This is a genomic window from Novosphingobium sp. Chol11, from assembly GCF_900218065.1.
GTDB lineage: Bacteria > Pseudomonadota > Alphaproteobacteria > Sphingomonadales > Sphingomonadaceae > Sphingobium > Sphingobium agri.
In genome coordinates this window covers 272,342-290,314 of the sequence record NZ_OBMU01000003.1, presented here as the reverse complement: position 1 = coordinate 290,314, position 17,973 = coordinate 272,342, and the positions used below count along the sequence as shown (strand labels likewise).

The window sequence follows — 17,973 nt, the reverse complement described above, 5'->3', positions numbered from 1 at the left end:
CGCTCTGAAATGGAGTTGGAGAGCGGCATGCCTAGGCAGTCGAAACGGACGGTAGGGCGTCCCCGAAGACTGACGCTGGAAGCGATTGTCGATGCCGCTTGCGAAGTGGGCATCGCCAAGCTGGAAATGAGTCTGGTCGCCGAAAAGCTGAATACCGGCGTCGCAACATTATATGGCTATGTCCGTGGCCGCGAGCATCTGCTTGAACTCGTGGCGCAGCGCCTTGTCGGGCAGGCACTGATCAAGGATGAAGGGCAGAGTTGGCAAGAAATATTGCGCGAGCATGCCACGATTACCTATCGGCTGTTTCAATCCCTGCCTCAACTCATCACCAATTTGATGGCCAAAGAACCTGAGCAGCATTCGTTCGACTATTCTGCAAGGGTGCTCATGATGCTGGAAAACAGAGGCCTTCCTGCGAATTTGGCAGTTAACGCATATATCGAAGTCAACCAGGTCGTGATTGGCGCTGCAATCAGCATGATGCGGAGAGAAGGACTCGCTCAACTGATCGCCGAAGACGAGAATGAATGGGATCCGCTGCCAGCGATCCTCGGTGATTACCGGGTTACATTGGAACGTATCATTTCGGGCTACGAGGCGGATCTGCAATCCCTGGGGCCAAAAGCGCGCCGGGCCTGACTTTTGCGAGAGAAAATGAAGCTCTCCCATTTGGGAGGTTTGATGATTCGCACCTTCTGTCATCTGGATCGGCGAAAGGCTGGAAAAGACGATGACAGACAATAACACGCTCACCCACCTGGCGCGCCTGGAAGCGGAGAGCATTCATATTTTGAGAGAGGTTGTGGCTGAGGCTGAAAAGCCGGTCATGCTATATTCCGTGGGCAAGGACAGCGCCGTGATGCTGCATCTCGCCCGCAAGGCATTTTATCCTTCGCCGCCGCCATTTCCCTTGCTCCACGTCGACACGACCTGGAAGTTCAAGGCGATGTACGACCTGCGCGACCGCATGGCGCGGGAGAGCGGCATGGAACTGCTGGTCTATCAAAATCCTGAGGCGAAGGAGCGGGGGATCAACCCGTTCGACCACGGCCCGCTGCACACCGACATGTGGAAGACCGAAGGTCTGAAGCAGGCGCTCGACCTCTATGGCTTCGACGCAGCTTTCGGCGGCGCGCGCCGCGACGAGGAAAAGAGCCGCGCCAAGGAGCGCATCTTCTCCTTCCGCACTGCTTCGCACGGCTGGGACCCGAAGAACCAGCGTCCTGAACTGTGGAACCTCTACAACGCCAAGAAGAACAAGGGTGAGAGCATCCGCGTCTTCCCGATCAGCAACTGGACCGAGCTGGATATCTGGCAATATATCCACCTCAACAATGTGCCGATCGTGCCGCTTTACTTCGCGCAGGAACGGCCCACGGTCGAGCGTGACGGCATGCTGCTGATGGTGGACGACGAGCGCTTCCCGCTGAAGCCGGGCGAAGAGCCGGTGATGCGCTCGATCCGCTTCCGGACGCTCGGCTGCTATCCGCTGACCGGCGCGGTGGAGAGCAACGCGCAGACGCTGCCGGAAGTCATTCAGGAAACGCTGCTGACCACCACATCCGAACGCCAGGGCCGCGCCATCGACAAGGACGCGGGTGGCGCGGGCATGGAGAAGAAGAAGCAGGAAGGCTACTTCTGATGGCGGCGGTGCGCCCATCTTTGCTCACGCGGAGACGCGAAGACGCGGAGGGGCTGCATCAAGCCGCAGGCGTTTTCCTTTTGACCATGGTGCGGCCTGATGCTGCGACTTGTCCGGCAATGCGGCTTCGCCGCGTGCGCGGCCTCTCTGCGTCTCTGCGGCTCCGCGTGAACCCTCTTAACCAGATCAACGAGATCCCAGCTTGCACTGGGATGACGGGACAGATGACATGACCGACACTCTCGACGAACCCATTTACAAGACCGACGCCCTCATTGCCGAGGATATCGACGAATATCTGAAGGTGCATGAGCACAAGACGATGCTGCGTTTCATCACCTGCGGATCGGTGGACGATGGCAAGTCCACGCTGATCGGCCGTCTGCTTTATGACAGCAAGATGATCTTCGAGGATCAGCTGGCAGCGCTGGAGGCGGACAGCAAGCGCGTAGGCACGCAGGGGCAGGAGATCGACTTCGCCCTTCTCGTCGACGGCCTCGCCGCCGAGCGTGAACAGGGCATCACGATCGACGTCGCCTATCGCTTCTTCGCCACCGAAAAGCGCAAGTTCATCGTCGCCGACACCCCTGGCCATGAACAATATACGCGCAACATGGTCACCGGCGCTTCGACCGCTGATCTCGCCGTCATCCTGATCGACGCGCGCAAGGGCGTGCTGACGCAGACCAAGCGTCACAGCTATCTGGCGCACCTGATCGGCATCCGGAATATCGTGCTGGCGGTGAACAAGATGGATCTGGTCGATTATGACCAGGCGGTCTTCGACGGCATCGTCAAGGACTATACCGAATTCGCGCGCTCCATCGGCATCCAGCATTTCGTGCCCATGCCGATTTCTGGCTTCAAGGGCGACAATATCACTGGCCCCTCGGAAAACACGCCCTGGTACAAAGGTCCGTCGCTCATCACGCATCTGGAGACCGTTGAGGTCAACAGCGCGACCGACGCGGAAAAGCCATTCCGCATGCCGGTGCAGTGGGTGAACCGCCCGAACCTCGACTTCCGCGGCTTTTCCGGCCTGATCGCGACCGGCACGGTGAAGCCGGGCGACGCCGTGCGCGTGCTGCCTTCGGGCAAGACCAGCACCGTCACCCGCATCGTCACGCTGGATGGCGATCTGGAGCAGGCCGTCGCGGGTCAGTCCGTCACCATCTGCTTCGCCGATGAGATCGACTGCTCGCGCGGCGACGTCATCGCGCTCGCCGACAATCCGCCCCAGGCCGCCGACCAGTTCGAAGCGACCATCGTCTGGATGGCGGACGAGGAAATGCTGCCCGGCCGTCCCTATTGGCTGAAGGTGGGGACGCAGACCGTCACCGCGACGGTGCAGCAACCCAAATATCAGGTGAACGTCAACACGATGGAGCATCTGGCGGCCAAGACGCTGGACCTGAACGCCATCGGTGTCGCGAACCTGTCGACCGACAAGCAGATCGTGTTCGAGCCTTATGAGCAGAACCGCACGCTCGGCGGCTTCATCCTGATCGACAAGATCACCAACGCCACCGTGGCTGCCGGCATGCTGCACTTCTCGCTGCGGCGGGCGCAGAATGTCCACTGGCAGGCGACCGATGTGACCCGCGAATTCCATGCGGGCCTCAAGAACCAGAAGCCTGCGGTGCTGTGGTTCACGGGCCTGTCTGGCGCGGGCAAGTCGACCATCGCCAACCTTGTCGAAAAGAAGCTGGCGCGGATGAACCGCCACACCTTCCTGCTCGACGGGGACAATGTCCGCCATGGCCTCAACAAGGACCTGGGCTTCACCGATGCCGACCGTGTGGAAAATATCCGCCGCGTTGGCGAGGTTGCGAAGCTCATGACCGACGCGGGTCTGATCGTCATCACCGCCTTCATCTCGCCCTTCCGTTCGGAACGCGAAATGGTGCGCCAGATGATGCAGCCGGGCGAGTTTGTCGAAGTGCATATCGACACGCCACTCGCCGAAGCAGAGGCGCGCGACGTCAAGGGTCTCTACAAGAAGGCGCGGTCGGGTGAACTCAAGAACTTCACCGGCATCGACAGCCCCTATGAGCCGCCAGAGGATCCGGAAATCCGCATCGACACCACGTCGCTGACGGCGGACGAGGCGGCCGACCTCATCATCGCGAGGCTGATCCCATGAGCGAGGCGATGAGCGATGGCGATCTTGCCGCGCACCTCGCCGAGGTCGCGGGCCGGATCCTGATCAACGTGCGGGCTTCGGGGCTGTTCAGCCCCAAGGCGCTGGGCAAGGCGGGCGATCAGACCGCCAACCAGTTCCTCGTCCACGCCCTGCGGGAGGTCCGTCCCGAAGACGGCCTCCTGTCGGAGGAGGAAAAGGACAATCCCGAACGGCTCGCCAAGAGCCGCGTCTGGATCGTCGATCCGGTCGATGGCACCCGCGAATATGGCGAAGAGCGGTCCGACTGGGCGGTTCATGTCGGCATGGCTGTCGACGGCGAGGCCGTGCTGGGCGCGGTCGCGCTGCCGGGCCTCGACCTCACCGGCGCCGGTGGCGGCACCGTGTTGCGGTCCGATCAGCCGCGCCCGCTGCCGCCCGCGCCCGAAAAGCTGCGCATGGTCGTGTCGCGCACCCGCCCCGCGAAGGAAGCGGTGGCGGTCGCCGAACGGCTCGACGCTGAGCTGGTGCCGATGGGATCGGCAGGCGCCAAGGCGATGGCCGTGATCCTGGGTCAGGCGGACATCTACCTCCATTCCGGCGGCCAATATGAATGGGACAGCATGGCCCCGGTCGCGGTGGCGCAGGCGCACGGCCTGCACTGCTCGCGCATCGACGGCAGTCCGCTGATCTATAATCAGGAAGATGTGTATTTGCCCGACCTGCTGATCTGCCGGAAGGAACATGCCGAGCAGGTGCTGACCCTGATAAGCGAAGTACAGGTCAGCGCCTGATATCTGCATGAACTGAATTGAGCCACGCCGCGAGCGCGCAGCGTGGCTCAAACTTCATCTGGTTAAGGCGAACTGGACCGAGACGGTCGCACCCAAAGTCAATTCGCCAGGCGCTACAGGACTGGGTGGAGGCGGGGGAGGAGGCGCTCCTGCCATGCGACCCGTCACCATGATGGGTTGAACCGGATAGTAGCCGCCGCCCTCGCTGATGGAGATGGTTCGCGAAATCCTGAGGCCTGCCGCGCGGGCGTACAGCTCGCCGCGAGCGCGAGCATCCTTGACAGCGGCGACCCGTGCTTCGTCCAATGCGGCCTTTGGATCGTTCAGCGTGAAGGAAGGACCATCCACCTGGTTGGCGCCTGCCGATACCAGCGTGTCGATGATGCGCCCCATCTCGCCCAGTTTGCGCACACGCACCTGAACATTGTTGCGCGCTTCATAGCCGATTATGCGCGGAGCCTCTGGCTGAACGGGCGCGACATAGGGTTCCCGCGCCATTCGCGCCCTCAGCTGCGCCTCCTGTTCAGGATTGGAATATTGCGGCTGAAGCGAGAGCGCCGAGGTTTGAATATCCCTGTCTCCGATACCCGCACGTTTGAGCGCTTTGATCACCTCATCCATCCGCGTGGCATTGGCCGCCAGAGCCTCGCCTCCAGTCTTTCCCTGCGTGACCACGCCTGCCGAAAAAACGGCAAGATCGGGCACCTGCCGGCTCTGCCCTTCGCCGCTTACGACGAGTAGCGTTTCATCCGGTGTAAGAACCGGCGTTGCCGCTGGAAGTTGAGCCTGCACCACCGAAGCTCCTCCCGCCACGGCGATCAGAAAGGCAAGGTATTTCATCGGCATCTCCTGATCCGTTGCTTTAGCGCAACGTATGTTCGAGCATCCGGTTGCATGATCGATGTCATGAACGCAGCAACTTCGGCGGCTCCCCTGCGTTGCGGCGGAAGGAGATGCTGATGAAAATGATGAGAGAAGATCCCGCTGACTGGCTGACCATGTTGGCGCGGCTTGGCTTTGCCGCGCGCGGTATTGTGTATCTGTTGATCGGCGTGTTCGCCATGGACGCTGCGCTCAATGGAGGTCGTCCCAGCGACAATCAGGGGGTGATGGGCACGATCGCGGAAGCGCCGATGGGACGACTTCTCCTTGTTCTTTGCGCCCTGGGCTTTGCTGGCTATGCTATCTGGCGGCTTACAGAGGCTGCCTTGGACCCCGAACATAGGGGCGAGAACATGAAAGGCCGGTTTGAGCGCGCGGGCTATGCCGTGAGCGGGATCATCCATGTCGGGCTGGCTGCCGCAGCTGCAAAGCTTGCCATGCGACAGGCCGCGCCTGCGAGCGGAAGCCCCGGCGACCAGGCAGCGCAAAGCTGGTCCGCCTGGCTGCTCGAACAGCCCGCCGGGCCGGTTTTGCTGGCTCTGGTGGCGATAGCATTCTTCGCGACAGCGGCCGCTCAGGCGCTCAAGGCCTATAAGGCAAGCTTCGATGACTTGGCAGGCGACGTACCAGCCCCGGTGCAAGTGCGCTGGCTCGGCCGGGTCGGATATGCTGCGCGCGCATTGGTCTTTGCGATGATCGGGTGGTTTCTGATCAATGTCGTGCTTCATCGCAATCCTGATGAGGCTGGCGGACTAGGCGCGGCGCTCAGGCAAGTGCGCGAACAGGATCAGGGTCCGATCCTGCTGCTGATCGTGGCCGCCGGACTCGCGCTATTTGGGTTGTTCAGTTTGGTGGAAGCCCGATACCGGCGGCTGCGTGTCGTCACCCCGCGAAGGCCTTAGCAGCATAAGCCGTCCCAACGATCTAAGGCATCCGGCGCCGCGATTACCGCGCGCTCTTGTCCTGACGCTCCGCACCAGACTGGGCGAGCCAAAGCGCCACGATCCATCCCGCGACGGCAGAGCCGCCGAACCAGATCAACCACATCGCGGCATCGCCCGTGTAGGCGATGACCACTCCGGGCACGACAGCGCCAACTACATAGAGATGGCGCATTGGCTGACCATGGCCACCGTGCAATCCCGCAGCCCGCCTCCGCTTGGGATCACCAAGGCCCAGCATGGTCAGCAGGCCAACGGAAAATGCCGTTGCGGCGAGGACAAGCCAGATCATCATTCGGCCGCCTGAAGTGTAAGTTCGCCTGAACGCGGGGCGCGCTGCGGGAAATGGCGGGCAAGCATCCAGAGGCCTGCGATCAGAAGTGCGATATCGACCGCGGCTATAATGGGCTGACCTGCTTTCATGGCGATGACCCATCCCGGACCGCCCATGAACAGGCGGAGGGAAGGCAGGATGAGCATCAATATGCCCATGCCGCATTCAAGAAGGATACTGAGCTTTATCCGGTCCCTGATGAATGCTCCGCCTATGATTACCAGAGCGGACGCCATCAGGAAACCAGCCGGTGTCCAGAAAAGGGCGCTTCCGGACGAGGTGGTGCACAGGAATGCGACAGCGGTACAAAGCAGTGCAAAGGGCAACCCGAGACCGACGATCGTAACCATCCGATCGAGCCAGCCCAATGACCTAGTCTCGTTTGCGCGGCGAACGACCCAAAGGCGCAGGCCGGTCAAGGTCACATAGCACATCGCAAAGCCAAGCCCGAACCAGACCGCTTTCGACAATATGCCAGCAAAATTGCCAAAGTGCAGTGGCGACATGATCCCTGCCAGGGCGCCACCGGCTGACGGCTTTGTCCCAATCAGCGGCTTCACCTGTTCGAAACGGCCGTCCGCACCGTCATATAGCAGGCTGATGGGCAGGACGCCGCCTTTCTCCGGCGGGTGAAAAGTCGTGACCTTGGCATCTGCGCGGCCGAAATTCTCTATCGTCACGAAGGTGGGGATTTCGCCGGTCCGCTGGATGGCGTCGCGCGTGATCCTATCAATGCCGCTGGTGGGGGCCGGGCGGGGGTCCGCTTGCCCCGGATTGCCGAATACGCTGCTGTTGAGAGCCTGAACGTCGCCGCCAAACGCTGCCATGGCGACGATCGGAACGCCTACCGTGCCAAAGAAGGAGAAGAAGCTTCCCGTGAAAGCGAGGATGAAGGCGAAGGGCAAGCTCCATGTGCCTGCGACACTGTGCCGGTCGCGATTGAAAAGCACCGGATTTGCCTTTCGCCGCAGGGTGAATATGTCCTTGAACAGGTGGCGGTGTATCATCAGGCCAGACACCGCCGCCACCAGCATCGCCAGTCCGAGTATGCCGGTCAGCAGCAGGCCCCAAGGATTGGGCAAATGTAAACGGACATGGGTGTCGACCAGAAAATGGCTGAGCGCATCGTCGTTGCGTGGACCAAATACTTCCTCGCTGGTGCCGGCTTGACGATCGATGACTTGGCCATTGCTGTTGACCCTGTAGAAGATGCCCCTGCTTACCAGTTCACCGTCCGGGTCAATCTCATGCCGGTGGAAGAAGGCGCCAAGATCATGGTCGCCAACCTCAAAGAGATCGACGCCTTCATGATATTTGGTTGGGGTCTGGCTTCCTAGTGCCTGGACATTCTGCCCGACTGGCCGCTCGAACGCTGATGTGCTGGACATATGGCCCGAAGACCAAATGCCAATTTCCTCCGCGAACACGGCAGCCGTGCCAGTCAGGACCACGGCATAGAGGACAAGGCCGAGCAATATTCCCGACCAGCCATGAACGGCCACCATCAGCTTGGTTTCATTCTTCGGGAGATGGATCATCTGCCTCCCTCCTTGGCTGTGGATGGCCAATTGGCCCATTTATGCGCGAGCAGCCCGCCATGTGTCAGCAGCAGCGCTAGCGCAATGAGTGCGACACGGCCGACGCTGCGATCAAGGCATGCGTGAAAGAAAAGCACAGCCCAGATCAATGGCGCGAGCACAAGCGGCAAGACCAGATTGTCGATCCCCGCCCGTCCTCCGGGCAACCACAAGGTCATGCCCGCCATCACAATGACGGTGACGCAGATCGCTCCGGGGCCTGCCAAGAGGATACGGCTCCAGCGCTTCGGAGCAGGGGGTCCAGCCTTCGCTTTCATGCCCCCTTCATACTGCGATGGAGGTATGATGCAAGTCATTAGCAATTAAGTGACTTCAGCTTTTAGGCCGGAGGCAGACTATCAATAACCCTAAAAATCGGCCCCGATCACGCGATAGAGGGTGATCCGGTTTTGCAGCAGTTCAAGATCCGTGGCGATCGCGCTTCGCCGCGCCGAATAGAGCGATCGCTGATTGACGAGCGTCGTCAGGAACGGGTCGATGCCCGCGCGATATCGCTGCTCGGATAGAGCATAGGCGTTCTCATTGGAAACAACCAAGGCCCGCTGGGCCCGCTGTTGTTCACCTATGGTGCCAGCGCGGGCCAAGGCATCGGCTACTTCGCGAAAAGCGCTCTGGATGGCATTTTCATAATTGGCGACCGCTGCCCGCTGCTGCGCCTTGCTGAACTCGACATTGGCCCTGACGCCGCCACCGAATATGGGAAGGCTGGCGGAGGGCGCTGCTGACCAGGTGAAGGCATTGCCTGTAAAAAGAGACGATAGGGCAGAACTCGCCACGCCGATTGCTGAGGTCAGGCTGATCCGGGGGAACATCGCGGCGCGCGCCGCGCCGATGTCGGCATTGGCAGCTTGCAGTTGGTGCTCAGCCTGGAGCACATCCGGCCGTCGCAGCAGGACTTCCGATGAAGTCCCTGCGGGCACCTGCGCGGTCGTTCCGATCAATGACGAGAGGGAGAGGGGCAGGAGTGCTTCTTCGACCGGGGCTCCGGCGAGCAAGTCCAGTGCATTGCGGTCCTGCGCCACCTGCGTGACAGCGGCCGCGACATCGGAACGCGACTGCTCGACAACGGTCTCGGCCTGGTGAACGTCGAGCTTACCGGAAAGGCCTACGCCGTTGAGCGATCTGGTGAGCGCCAGCGTTCGTTCTGCACTGGCAAGGGTGTCGCGCGCGACAGCAAGCAATTGTTGATCAGCAGCGAGCACCGCATAGGCACTGGCCGTTTCCGCGACGAGTGCGATGCGGGCCGCCCTCGCTCCCTCTTCGGTCGCCAGATAGGATTGGAGCGCGGATTCACTCAAGTTGCGCAATCGGCCGAACAGATCGATTTCGAAAGCGCTGAACCCGATGTCGGCGCTGTAGCTATCCTGCCGTTGATCATTGCGGCGCGAGAAGGTAGCGCCTGCATCCGCCGTAACCGTGGGCAGCTGCGTCGCTCTCTGGATGCGATATTGCGCTCTTGCGGCGAGTAGATTTGCTAGCGTGATGCGCAGATCGCGGTTGTTCGCGAGCGCTCGCCCGATGATGGTTCGCAGCCGCTGATCGCCCAGCAGCGCCGTCCATGGCAGCCCTGCTGCTTCCGTGGATATCGCCGCAGGATAGGCTGCTCCAGCAGGCCAGGTTGGCGAGACGGGCGCGGCAGGCCGCTCATAGGTTGGCGCGAGATTGCAGGCAGTCAGGGCAGCGGTAATGCCAAGGAGGACGACGCGCTTCATGCTGGCACCTCCGAACCGGTCGCAGGCGAGGCACGCTTGCGGGTGAACAGGCGCACGATGGTGAAGAAGAACAAAGGCACATAGAAGATGGCCAGCACCGTGCCGGTCAGCATGCCCCCCGCCACTGCCGTGCCGATAGCGACCCGGCTCTGTGCGCCAGCGCCATGGGCAAGCGCCAACGGGAGAACGCCCGCGATGAACGCAAGTGACGTCATGATGATCGGGCGGAAACGAAGCTTGGCGGCCTCGATCGCGGCGCTCATGGCGTCCTTGCCCCCCCGATAGGCGAATTCGGCGAACTCGACGATCAGGATCGCATTTTTCGCGGCGAGCCCCATGGTGGTGAGCAGCCCAACCTGGAAAAACACATTATTCTCCAGACCGCGCGCCCATACCGCAACGACTGCACCGATGAGACCCAGCGGGATAACGAACAGCACGGCGAGCGGCACTGACCAGCTTTCGTACAGCGCGGCGAGGCAGAGAAACACGACGAGCACCGAAAGGGAATAGAGCAATGGCGCCTGCCCACCCGACAATTGTTCCTGATAGGAAAGGCCGCTCCACGCGTAGCTCGTGCCGGCGGGCAGTTGCTTTTGCAACCTCACCATTTCGTCCATGGCTTCGCCGGAACTTGCGCCAGGCGCGGCCTGACCCTGTATTTCATAAGAGGACTGACCATTGAAGCGAGCCACGGTCGTGGGACCCATCTCCCAATGCGTTGTCGCGAAGGCTGAGAAAGGAACCATTTCTCCTGTCGCCGCCGAACGGACCTGCCAGTTGTCGATGTCGGTCGGCAAAGCTCTGTATGGCGCATCAGCCTGCATGTAGACCCGCTTCACACGGCCGCGATCGATAAAGTCGTTGATATAGGTGCTTCCCCAGGCAGAACTCAGCACGTCATCGACATCACTCTGCGTAAGTCCGAGTACCGCAAGCTTCTCACTATCGATATCGACCTTGAGTTGTGGCGTGTCCTCCAGCGTTGCTGCGCGGACACCGGCAAGAAGGGAGCTTTCCTCAGCCGCAGCAAGCAATTGATTCCTCAAGGCCAGGAACTCGTCGCGGCTGAGACCGCCCGTGTTGAGCAACTCGAAGGTGAAGCCATTTGATTGCCCCAGGCCGCGGATGGCAGGCGGCGTCATCGCGAGGATTTTTGCGTCACGCACCGCTGCCAGTTGCTTAGTGGCGCGGCTCGCAATCTCGCTCGCACTGTTCGCCTTGCCCGATCGATCTTCCCAAGGCTTCAGATTGATGAAGCCTTGTGCGGTATTCTCGCCTTGCCCAGCGAAACTGAAACCTTGTGCGATGAAGACGCTCCCGACATTTTCGCTTTCCTCGCTTTGAAAATAGTTGCGGACGCTGTCGATCGCCTGCCTTGTCCGGGTTGACTTAGCGCCTGCGGGAAGCGTCATCTGCACCATGACCTGTCCCTGGTCCTCGACAGGCAGGAAGCTGGTCGGAAGGCGAACGAACAACAGGGCAAGGATGCCAAGGATCAGCACATAAACACCCCAGAAGAGGGCACGCCGATGCATGACCTTTTCCAACCGGCGCATGTAGCCGCCGGTTACACGTTCGAACCAGCGGTTGAATTTGCCAGCCCAGCCCTGCTGGCGGCGCTCCTCGCTCGTCGGTTTCAATAGCGTGGCGCACAGGGCAGGCGAAAGAATGAGCGCCACGACCACGGACAAGAGCATGGAAGAGACGATGGTGATGGAGAATTGCCGGTAGATCACGCCGGTCGATCCGCCAAAGAACGCCATCGGCAACAGGACGGCCGACAGGACGAGCGCAATGCCGACCAGGGCGCTGCCAATCTCTTCCATCGACTTGATCGTCGCGGATCGCGCGTCCAGCCCCTCGTCGTGCATCAAGCGTTCGACATTTTCGACGACGACGATGGCATCATCGACCAACAGGCCGATCGACAGCACCATTCCGAACAGGGTGAGCGTGTTTATGGAATAGCCGAAGAGCGCAAGCACACCGAAGGTCCCGAGCAGGACCACGGGCACTGCGACTGCGGGGATGAGGGTCGCGCGCCAGCTTTGCAGAAAGACGAACATGACGACGACGACCAGCCCGACCGCTTCGATGAGCGTCTTGATGACCTCGTTCACCGAAAGCCGGATGAAAGGTGTCGTGTCGCGGGGAAATGCGATGCTGTAGCCATAGGGCAGTCCGGCGGACAATTCTTCCACCTTGGCCTTTACAAGTTCGGCAGTTTTCAGCGCATCCGCGCCGGGGGCGAGCTGCAGCGCGATGCCTGAACCCGGATGCCCATTCAGCGTCGCGGAAGACGTGTAGCTTTCATTGCCAAGTTCAACCCGGGCGACATCGGAGAGATGAACGACCGAACCGTCATTCTGCGTCTTGACGATGATGTTGCGAAATTGCTCTGGTGTCTGGAGGCGGGAACGGGCCCGCACGGTAGCATTGAGCTGCTGCCCGGCAGGCGCTGGATCAGCGCCGATCTGCCCAGCGGAGACCTCGATATTCTGCGACCGGATGGCGCTTTCCACGTCCGACGGCATCAATTTGACGGTGGCGAGCTTATAGGGGTCCAGCCATATGCGCATGGCATATTGCGAACCAAAGATCTGAACGTCGCCAATGCCTTCCAGGCGGGAAATGGGATCCTGGAAATTATTGACGAGGTAATCCGAAATGTCGGCCTGAGTGGATCGATCAGTGCGGTCGTACAGCGCGACCAGCATCAGGAAGTCGGTTTGCGACTTGGTGACCGTCAGGCCTTGCTGTTGAACCGCATTCGGCAAGCGGCTTAGCGCCTGCTGCACCTTGTTCTGAACTTGCACCTGCGCGGTGTCGGGGTCCATTCCCTTGTTGAAGGTGACGTTGATGCGCGACTGGCCGTTGGCCGTGGAGGTCGAGGAGAAATACATCAGGCCATCGATGCCGGTCAGCTGCTGCTCGATAACCTGGGTAACGCTGGTCTCGACAGTATCCGCCGAAGCGCCCGGGTAATTCGCTCGGATATTGACGGCGGGCGGGGCAATGTCGGGATATTGTGCGATCGGCAGTGACAGCATGGCGCCCAGACCGGCGAGCATGATGCCGATGGCGATAACCCATGCGAAAATCGGGCGATCGATGAAGAAGCGGCTGATCATTTCGAGGTCCTAGCGCCCCTGGTTGATCGTGGCGGCGCGGACTGTGTCGCCCGGCTTTACCTTGTCGGTCCCCTCGACGATCAGCCGCTCACCAGCCTTGAGGCCTGAGGTGATCAGCCACTTGTCGCCTATGGCTTGAGTCGCGGTGACTGTCCGGCGCTCGACCTTGTTCGCGCGGGTCACGATCAATGCCGTGGCATTCCCCTTCGGATCACGGCTGATGCCTTGCTGGGGCGCAAGTATGCCTCCCGGGATAACGGCTTGAGGCGCCACGACGCGCACGAACATGCCGGGAAGAAGAAGGCTGTCGGGATTGGGGAAGCGCGCGCGCAGGGTGATCGTGCCGCTGTTCGGGTCCACGATGGGCTCTGCAAATTCGACGCGCCCTTCGAGCGGGTATTCGCTGCCATCGTCCAGCTTCAGACGGATGGTCGCGCTCGCCGGAAGGGTCTTGCCGGCAGCCAAGCTACGCCGCAGCGCGAGCAGTTGAGCGCTGGATTGCGTGATGTCGACGAAAATGGGGTCGAGTTGCTGGATGGTGGCGAGCGGGCTCGCCTGGCTGGCAGTCACTAGCGCGCCTGGCGTGAACAAGGATCGGCCGATCCGACCGCTGATCGGCGCCCTGACTTCCGTGAAACGCAAGTTGATGTTTGCGGTCTGAAGCGAAGCACGGGCCTGCTGGATCGCCGCTCCCGCTTGCCGGGCAGCGGCGACCACATCGTCACGTTCCTGAGCGCTTACAGCCTCGGTTTTCCCGAGAGCCTGATAGCGGCGCGCTTTGGCTTGAGCCGCAACCGCCGTAGCCTGTGCGTTGGCGAGGGCGGCCTGCGCCTCGTCGCGGGACGCGCGATAGAGCGACGGATCGATCTGATAGAGCGGCTGACCGGCGCGGACGTATGAGCCTTCGGTGAAAAGGCGCTTTTGGACGACACCTGCCACCTGTGGGCGTACTTCCGACATCATCGTTGAAACTGTGCGGCCGGGAAGTTCGGTTGATACGGTCACATCCTGAGCGCGGAGCGTGACCACGCCGACCTCGACCTGTTTCTTCTCCGGCGGCTTGTTCTGGCTGCAGGCGGCCGCGAGCATGCATAGTGCTAGGCTCAATTGAACGCCGGGGAATGATGAGGGAGCGAAGCGCAGCGGCATGGCGGCGGGCAAATCCAATAAGGAAATCAACAATTGCGAGAACTTCACCCGGCGCAGGGGGAGGGGGGAGCGCCGGGTGAAGGACGGGCCGACCTTGATGACGAGCGTCACGGGCCATGCTCCGACGCTTCCTATTCGCTCTTCGGCAGGTCCATTAAAAGGCCGATGATGTTCCATTGTGCATCGCAATATGTCGGAATGTATCAGCACGTATCAGCCCCTTTGAGATGGGCAGACTTTTCCTGCCTAAAGCCTTAGAAGGCGGCCATGCCTGACCAGATGAACAGCCGCCCAGCACGCCTGATCGTTGTTGATGATGACCCTGATATTCGCGACCTGATCGTCCGGCAGCTTCAGCAGGAACATTATGATGTCGTGCCTGCCGGTAGCCTGGCGGAGCTTCAGGACGCGCTTGCCGTGCACTCTGCCGACCTTATCGTGCTGGACCTCAACCTGCCCGATGGAGATGGCCTGAACCTGTGCCGGGAATTACGTGCACAGGGCAGCGACGTTCGCATCATCATGGTGTCGGCGCGCGGCAGCGCGATCGATCGGGTGCTTGGGCTTGAACTGGGGGCCGATGACTATCTCACCAAACCGTTCGAGCCGCGCGAATTGCTGGTGAGGATACGCAACCTGCTTCGCCGCGCCCAAATCGACGATCCGGAACGGCAGCGCGACAAGAGCGCGCGAACGGCCAGCTTCGGGCCTTGGCGGCTTGATCTGTTTCAGCGCAGGTTGATCGCGGAGGATGGCCGCCTCGTCATGCTGTCGTCCGCTGAATTCCGTCTTCTGTCGCGCTTCATCGATGAACCCAATGTCGTGCTCTCCCGCGAGAACCTCGTCCCCGAGCGCCGCGCCACGGCCGCCTTCGATCGGTCCATCGATCTTCAGGTCAGCCGGTTGAGGCAGAAGCTCGCGGCGATGCCGGGGGGCGAAGAGCTCATCCTGACGGTGCGGGGTGAAGGCTATGTGCTTGCCCGTCCGGTATCCTTCGAATGATCCGGCCGCTGTGGCATCGCGTCCGGAGCTTTTTGCGGTCGCTGACCGGGCGCATATTCCTGTTGTTGACGATCGGCATGTCCCTGGCCGCGATGCTCGCCTTGCTGGTCGCCGAACATAGCCGCAGCCGGGATTTTCAAAGCTGGCGCATCCAGCGCGTCGTCGCGAGCGCCGAGGACATCGCGCATCGCCTGCAACGCGATCCCAAAAGGGTGGAGGCCATGCTGGCGTCCCAGCAGATCATGGGTGCAGCTCTGGCGCCCGAAGGGATCGCCGTAGCCGAACCGGACGCGGCGCTGGCCAAAGCGCTCAGGGTAAGGTTTGGACGCGGATCTAACCCGGAGGCCAGTCAGGTCCCCGCGGGCCTTTGCTTCCCCCGCCAACGCTATGATCCTTCGGTAGGTGCGGCAGGCGTCGTGGACGCGCCACGCCCTTCCTGCTGGATCGTGCGCTTCACCGACAGGACAGGTGCGCGAAGGTCCATGGCGCTCAACCTGCCGCGAATGGAGCGGCCAGCCAGCATGATGGCCAACCCGCTCTACATGCTGCTGATCGTCATCGCCTCTGCTGGCCTCGCCATCATCGTGGCGCGGATCGTGGCCGAGCCCTTGCGCCGGCTCAAACATGCAGCCGAGTCCTTTTCATTGTCGCTCGATCCTGAGGAAATTCCCGAAAGCGGTCCCGAGGAAGTGCGGGCGGCGCTATCGACATTCAATGTCATGCAAAGGCGCGCCCGCGCCGGTTTTGCCGAGCGTACGCAGTTGCTGGCGGCGATCAGCCATGATCTGCAGACGCCGCTTACCCGGTTGAGGCTGCGGCTCGAACTTGTCGAGAATGACGACCTTCGCGCGCGGCTGTTGCAGGACCATCAGGCGATGCAGACGCTGGTCAAGGAAGGGCTGGACCTGGCTGCCAGCACGGAAGCACAGGAGGAATGGTCAGTCGTCGATATCGACTCCCTGCTGGAGAGCATGGTTGAGGATGCGCAGGATCTGGGCGCTCCCTTGCGGTTCTCAGGCGGATGCGGGGGCACCATTCGTGTGAAGCCCAATGCCCTGAGCCGGTGCATCAGCAATCTGGTCAGCAACGCCATCAAATATGGCGGCGAGGCAGAGGTCGGCTGTTCCCGGCAAGGCGGGCGCGTCCTTATCCACATCAGGGACAAGGGCCCCGGCATTCCGCCGGATCAACTCGACCAGATGTTCGAACCTTTCACCCGTGGTGCTTCAGGACAACCGGGGGGGCGGCCGGGAACGGGCATTGGCCTCACCATCGCCCGGTCGCTGGCTATGACTTTCGATGCGTCGGTTCGGCTGATGAATGCCGAAGGTGGGGGCTTGATCGCGACTATCGAGATGAAGGCATAAGCTCGATCTTCCGCGTCGCCAACCGGTCCGCCTCCGCTGGATTATGCGTGACATAGACGATCGGGAGCACAAGCTCGTCGCGAATGCGCAGGATGACGTCCATGATGCCTTCCCGGCGGGCGGGGTCGATCGACGCCAGGGGCTCGTCCATGAGGAGGGCCCTGGCACCGGACAGAAGCGCCCGGCCGATGGCTACCCGCTGCACCTCGCCGCCCGACAGGGTGCCAGGCCAGCGACCGAGCAGATGTTCGATGCCGAGGAAGTCGATGACCGCCTGCAATGACATCCACCGGTTTTCCGGAGCCGCGAGGCGATGGCCATAGAGCAGGTTCGCGCGCACCCGAAGATGGGGGAAAAGACGTCCGTCCTGAAAGACATAGCCGATGCGGCGGCGATGGGGAAGAAGGTTTATGGCGGCGCTGTCATCGAACAGCATCTGTCCATCGATGCTGACATGGCCTTGATCGGGGCGCATCAAGCCCGCGATCATGTTCAGGACCGACGTTTTCCCGACGCCAGATGGACCCCAGAGCAGCGTGATGCCGTCGGACGCCACGAAGCGCGCGGTCACGACATGATCGCCAAGGGCTTTACGGACATCGACGTCAAAGGACATGGCGCGTTCCCGTTGCGCTCGTCCGTCGGGCCAGAGCTTCCGAGAGGAGAAGCGCGCCCAAGGAAAGGCCGATCGAAATCAGCGCCAATCGCCAGACGGCCTCGTCCGCGCCCGGCACCTGAAGGGCGCTATAGATGGCGAGAGACAGGGTGCGCGTTTCCCCCGGGATGTTGGAGACGAAGGTGATGGTCGCGCCAAATTCCCCCAGCGATCGGGCAAAGCCGAGGATGAAGGCAGCTGCGACGCCTGGCAGCGACAGAGGCAGGAGGATCGTGAAAAAGCACCGGGCAGGACTGGCGCCGAGGGTCTGGGCCGCTTCTTCCAACCGGTGATCGACGGCTTCGATCGAAAGCCGGATCGCGCGCACCATCAGGGGGAGCGCCATGATCCCGGCAGCGATGGCAGCGCCCGTCCAGCGGAACATGACGGACAGGCCGAGCCAGCGCTCCAACATGCCGCCCACTGGACCGGCTGGCCCGAAGGTCAGGAGCAACATCCATCCGATGACTACGGGAGGCAGTACCAGCGGCAGATGCACGGCCGCATCCAGCAGAAGCTTGCCGGGAAAGCGCCAACGCGCGAGAACCCAGGCGAGGGCGAAGGCGAGGGGCAGGGTTATGAGCATGGCCGCAAGGCTGACCTTCAGGGAGAGCATCACGATCTCCCATTCTTCCGGGCCG

General features: G+C 61.5%; 16 protein-coding genes. 7 read left to right on the top strand and 9 right to left on the bottom strand.

Going from position 1 to position 17,973, the window contains the following annotated elements; genetic code table 11:
- The first annotated feature begins 9 nt into the window (after positions 1-9).
- The 4 genes from NCHOL11_RS16055 to NCHOL11_RS16040 all read left to right on the top strand — a co-directional run bounded on the left by NCHOL11_RS16055 (position 10) and on the right by NCHOL11_RS16040 (position 4,558).
- A complete protein-coding gene (locus tag NCHOL11_RS16055) occupies positions 10-642 on the top strand; it encodes a TetR/AcrR family transcriptional regulator C-terminal domain-containing protein (RefSeq protein ID WP_097093576.1) in 633 nt (210 codons plus the stop codon).
- 91 nt (positions 643-733) lie between these two features.
- Complete coding sequence (gene cysD / locus NCHOL11_RS16050) at positions 734-1,645, top strand: sulfate adenylyltransferase subunit CysD (RefSeq protein ID WP_097093575.1); 912 nt, start codon at positions 734-736, stop codon at positions 1,643-1,645.
- A gap of 229 nt (positions 1,646-1,874) precedes the next feature.
- Positions 1,875-3,788, top strand: a complete 1,914-nt coding sequence (gene cysN, locus NCHOL11_RS16045; protein WP_097093574.1) for a sulfate adenylyltransferase subunit CysN — start codon at positions 1,875-1,877, stop codon at positions 3,786-3,788.
- Entirely contained in the window at positions 3,785-4,558 is a 774-nt protein-coding gene (locus NCHOL11_RS16040; RefSeq protein WP_097093573.1) for a 3'(2'),5'-bisphosphate nucleotidase CysQ, read from the top strand. Before cysN ends, NCHOL11_RS16040 begins: the two co-directional genes overlap by 4 nt.
- 54 nt (positions 4,559-4,612) lie before the next feature.
- Here the strand turns inward: NCHOL11_RS16040 and NCHOL11_RS16035 are convergent, their stop codons facing one another.
- Positions 4,613-5,398 carry an SIMPL domain-containing protein gene (locus tag NCHOL11_RS16035; protein WP_097093673.1) on the bottom strand — a complete coding sequence of 262 codons (786 nt, stop codon included), beginning with the start codon at positions 5,396-5,398 and terminating at the stop codon, positions 4,613-4,615.
- A 119-nt stretch (positions 5,399-5,517) separates the two neighbouring features.
- Here NCHOL11_RS16035 and NCHOL11_RS16030 point away from each other — a divergent pair, with 119 nt between their 5' ends.
- Positions 5,518-6,342, top strand: coding sequence for a DUF1206 domain-containing protein (locus NCHOL11_RS16030; RefSeq protein ID WP_176502328.1), 825 nt, complete (start codon positions 5,518-5,520; stop codon positions 6,340-6,342).
- Between the two features lie 43 nt (positions 6,343-6,385).
- On the opposite strand, the gene NCHOL11_RS16025 is transcribed toward NCHOL11_RS16030, so the two are convergent.
- From NCHOL11_RS16025 to NCHOL11_RS16000, 6 genes are all read right to left on the bottom strand, one after another.
- Positions 6,386-6,676, bottom strand: a complete 291-nt coding sequence (locus tag NCHOL11_RS16025; protein WP_255254877.1) for a hypothetical protein — start codon at positions 6,674-6,676, stop codon at positions 6,386-6,388.
- On the bottom strand, positions 6,673-8,253 hold the full coding sequence (locus NCHOL11_RS16020) for a PepSY-associated TM helix domain-containing protein (protein WP_097093571.1): 1,581 nt from the start codon (positions 8,251-8,253) through the stop codon (positions 6,673-6,675). The genes NCHOL11_RS16025 and NCHOL11_RS16020 overlap by 4 nt, the downstream gene beginning before the upstream one ends.
- Positions 8,250-8,570: a hypothetical protein gene (locus NCHOL11_RS16015; protein ID WP_097093570.1), complete on the bottom strand. Its 321-nt coding sequence runs from the start codon at positions 8,568-8,570 to the stop codon at positions 8,250-8,252. The genes NCHOL11_RS16020 and NCHOL11_RS16015 overlap by 4 nt, the downstream gene beginning before the upstream one ends.
- A gap of 90 nt (positions 8,571-8,660) precedes the next feature.
- Entirely contained in the window at positions 8,661-10,025 is a 1,365-nt protein-coding gene (locus NCHOL11_RS16010; protein WP_097093569.1) for an efflux transporter outer membrane subunit, read from the bottom strand.
- Entirely contained in the window at positions 10,022-13,159 is a 3,138-nt protein-coding gene (locus tag NCHOL11_RS16005; RefSeq protein ID WP_097093568.1) for an efflux RND transporter permease subunit, read from the bottom strand. Before NCHOL11_RS16005 ends, NCHOL11_RS16010 begins: the two co-directional genes overlap by 4 nt.
- A 9-nt stretch (positions 13,160-13,168) precedes the next feature.
- Positions 13,169-14,248 carry an efflux RND transporter periplasmic adaptor subunit gene (locus tag NCHOL11_RS16000; protein ID WP_141397901.1) on the bottom strand — a complete coding sequence of 360 codons (1,080 nt, stop codon included), beginning with the start codon at positions 14,246-14,248 and terminating at the stop codon, positions 13,169-13,171.
- Between the two features lie 327 nt (positions 14,249-14,575).
- Between NCHOL11_RS16000 and NCHOL11_RS15995 the strand changes: the two genes are divergently transcribed.
- Together NCHOL11_RS15995 and NCHOL11_RS15990 are read left to right on the top strand one after the other, a co-directional pair.
- Entirely contained in the window at positions 14,576-15,310 is a 735-nt protein-coding gene (locus NCHOL11_RS15995) for a response regulator (protein WP_097093567.1), read from the top strand.
- Positions 15,307-16,677 carry an ATP-binding protein gene (locus tag NCHOL11_RS15990; protein WP_097093566.1) on the top strand — a complete coding sequence of 457 codons (1,371 nt, stop codon included), beginning with the start codon at positions 15,307-15,309 and terminating at the stop codon, positions 16,675-16,677. Before NCHOL11_RS15995 ends, NCHOL11_RS15990 begins: the two co-directional genes overlap by 4 nt.
- Here NCHOL11_RS15990 and NCHOL11_RS15985 read toward each other — a convergent pair.
- On the bottom strand, positions 16,658-17,293 hold the full coding sequence (locus NCHOL11_RS15985; RefSeq protein ID WP_097093565.1) for an ATP-binding cassette domain-containing protein: 636 nt from the start codon (positions 17,291-17,293) through the stop codon (positions 16,658-16,660). The genes NCHOL11_RS15990 and NCHOL11_RS15985 overlap by 20 nt on opposite strands.
- A complete protein-coding gene (modB, locus tag NCHOL11_RS15980) occupies positions 17,283-17,948 on the bottom strand; it encodes a molybdate ABC transporter permease subunit (protein ID WP_097093670.1) in 666 nt (221 codons plus the stop codon). The genes NCHOL11_RS15985 and modB overlap by 11 nt, the downstream gene beginning before the upstream one ends.
- Positions 17,949-17,973 lie beyond the last annotated feature (25 nt).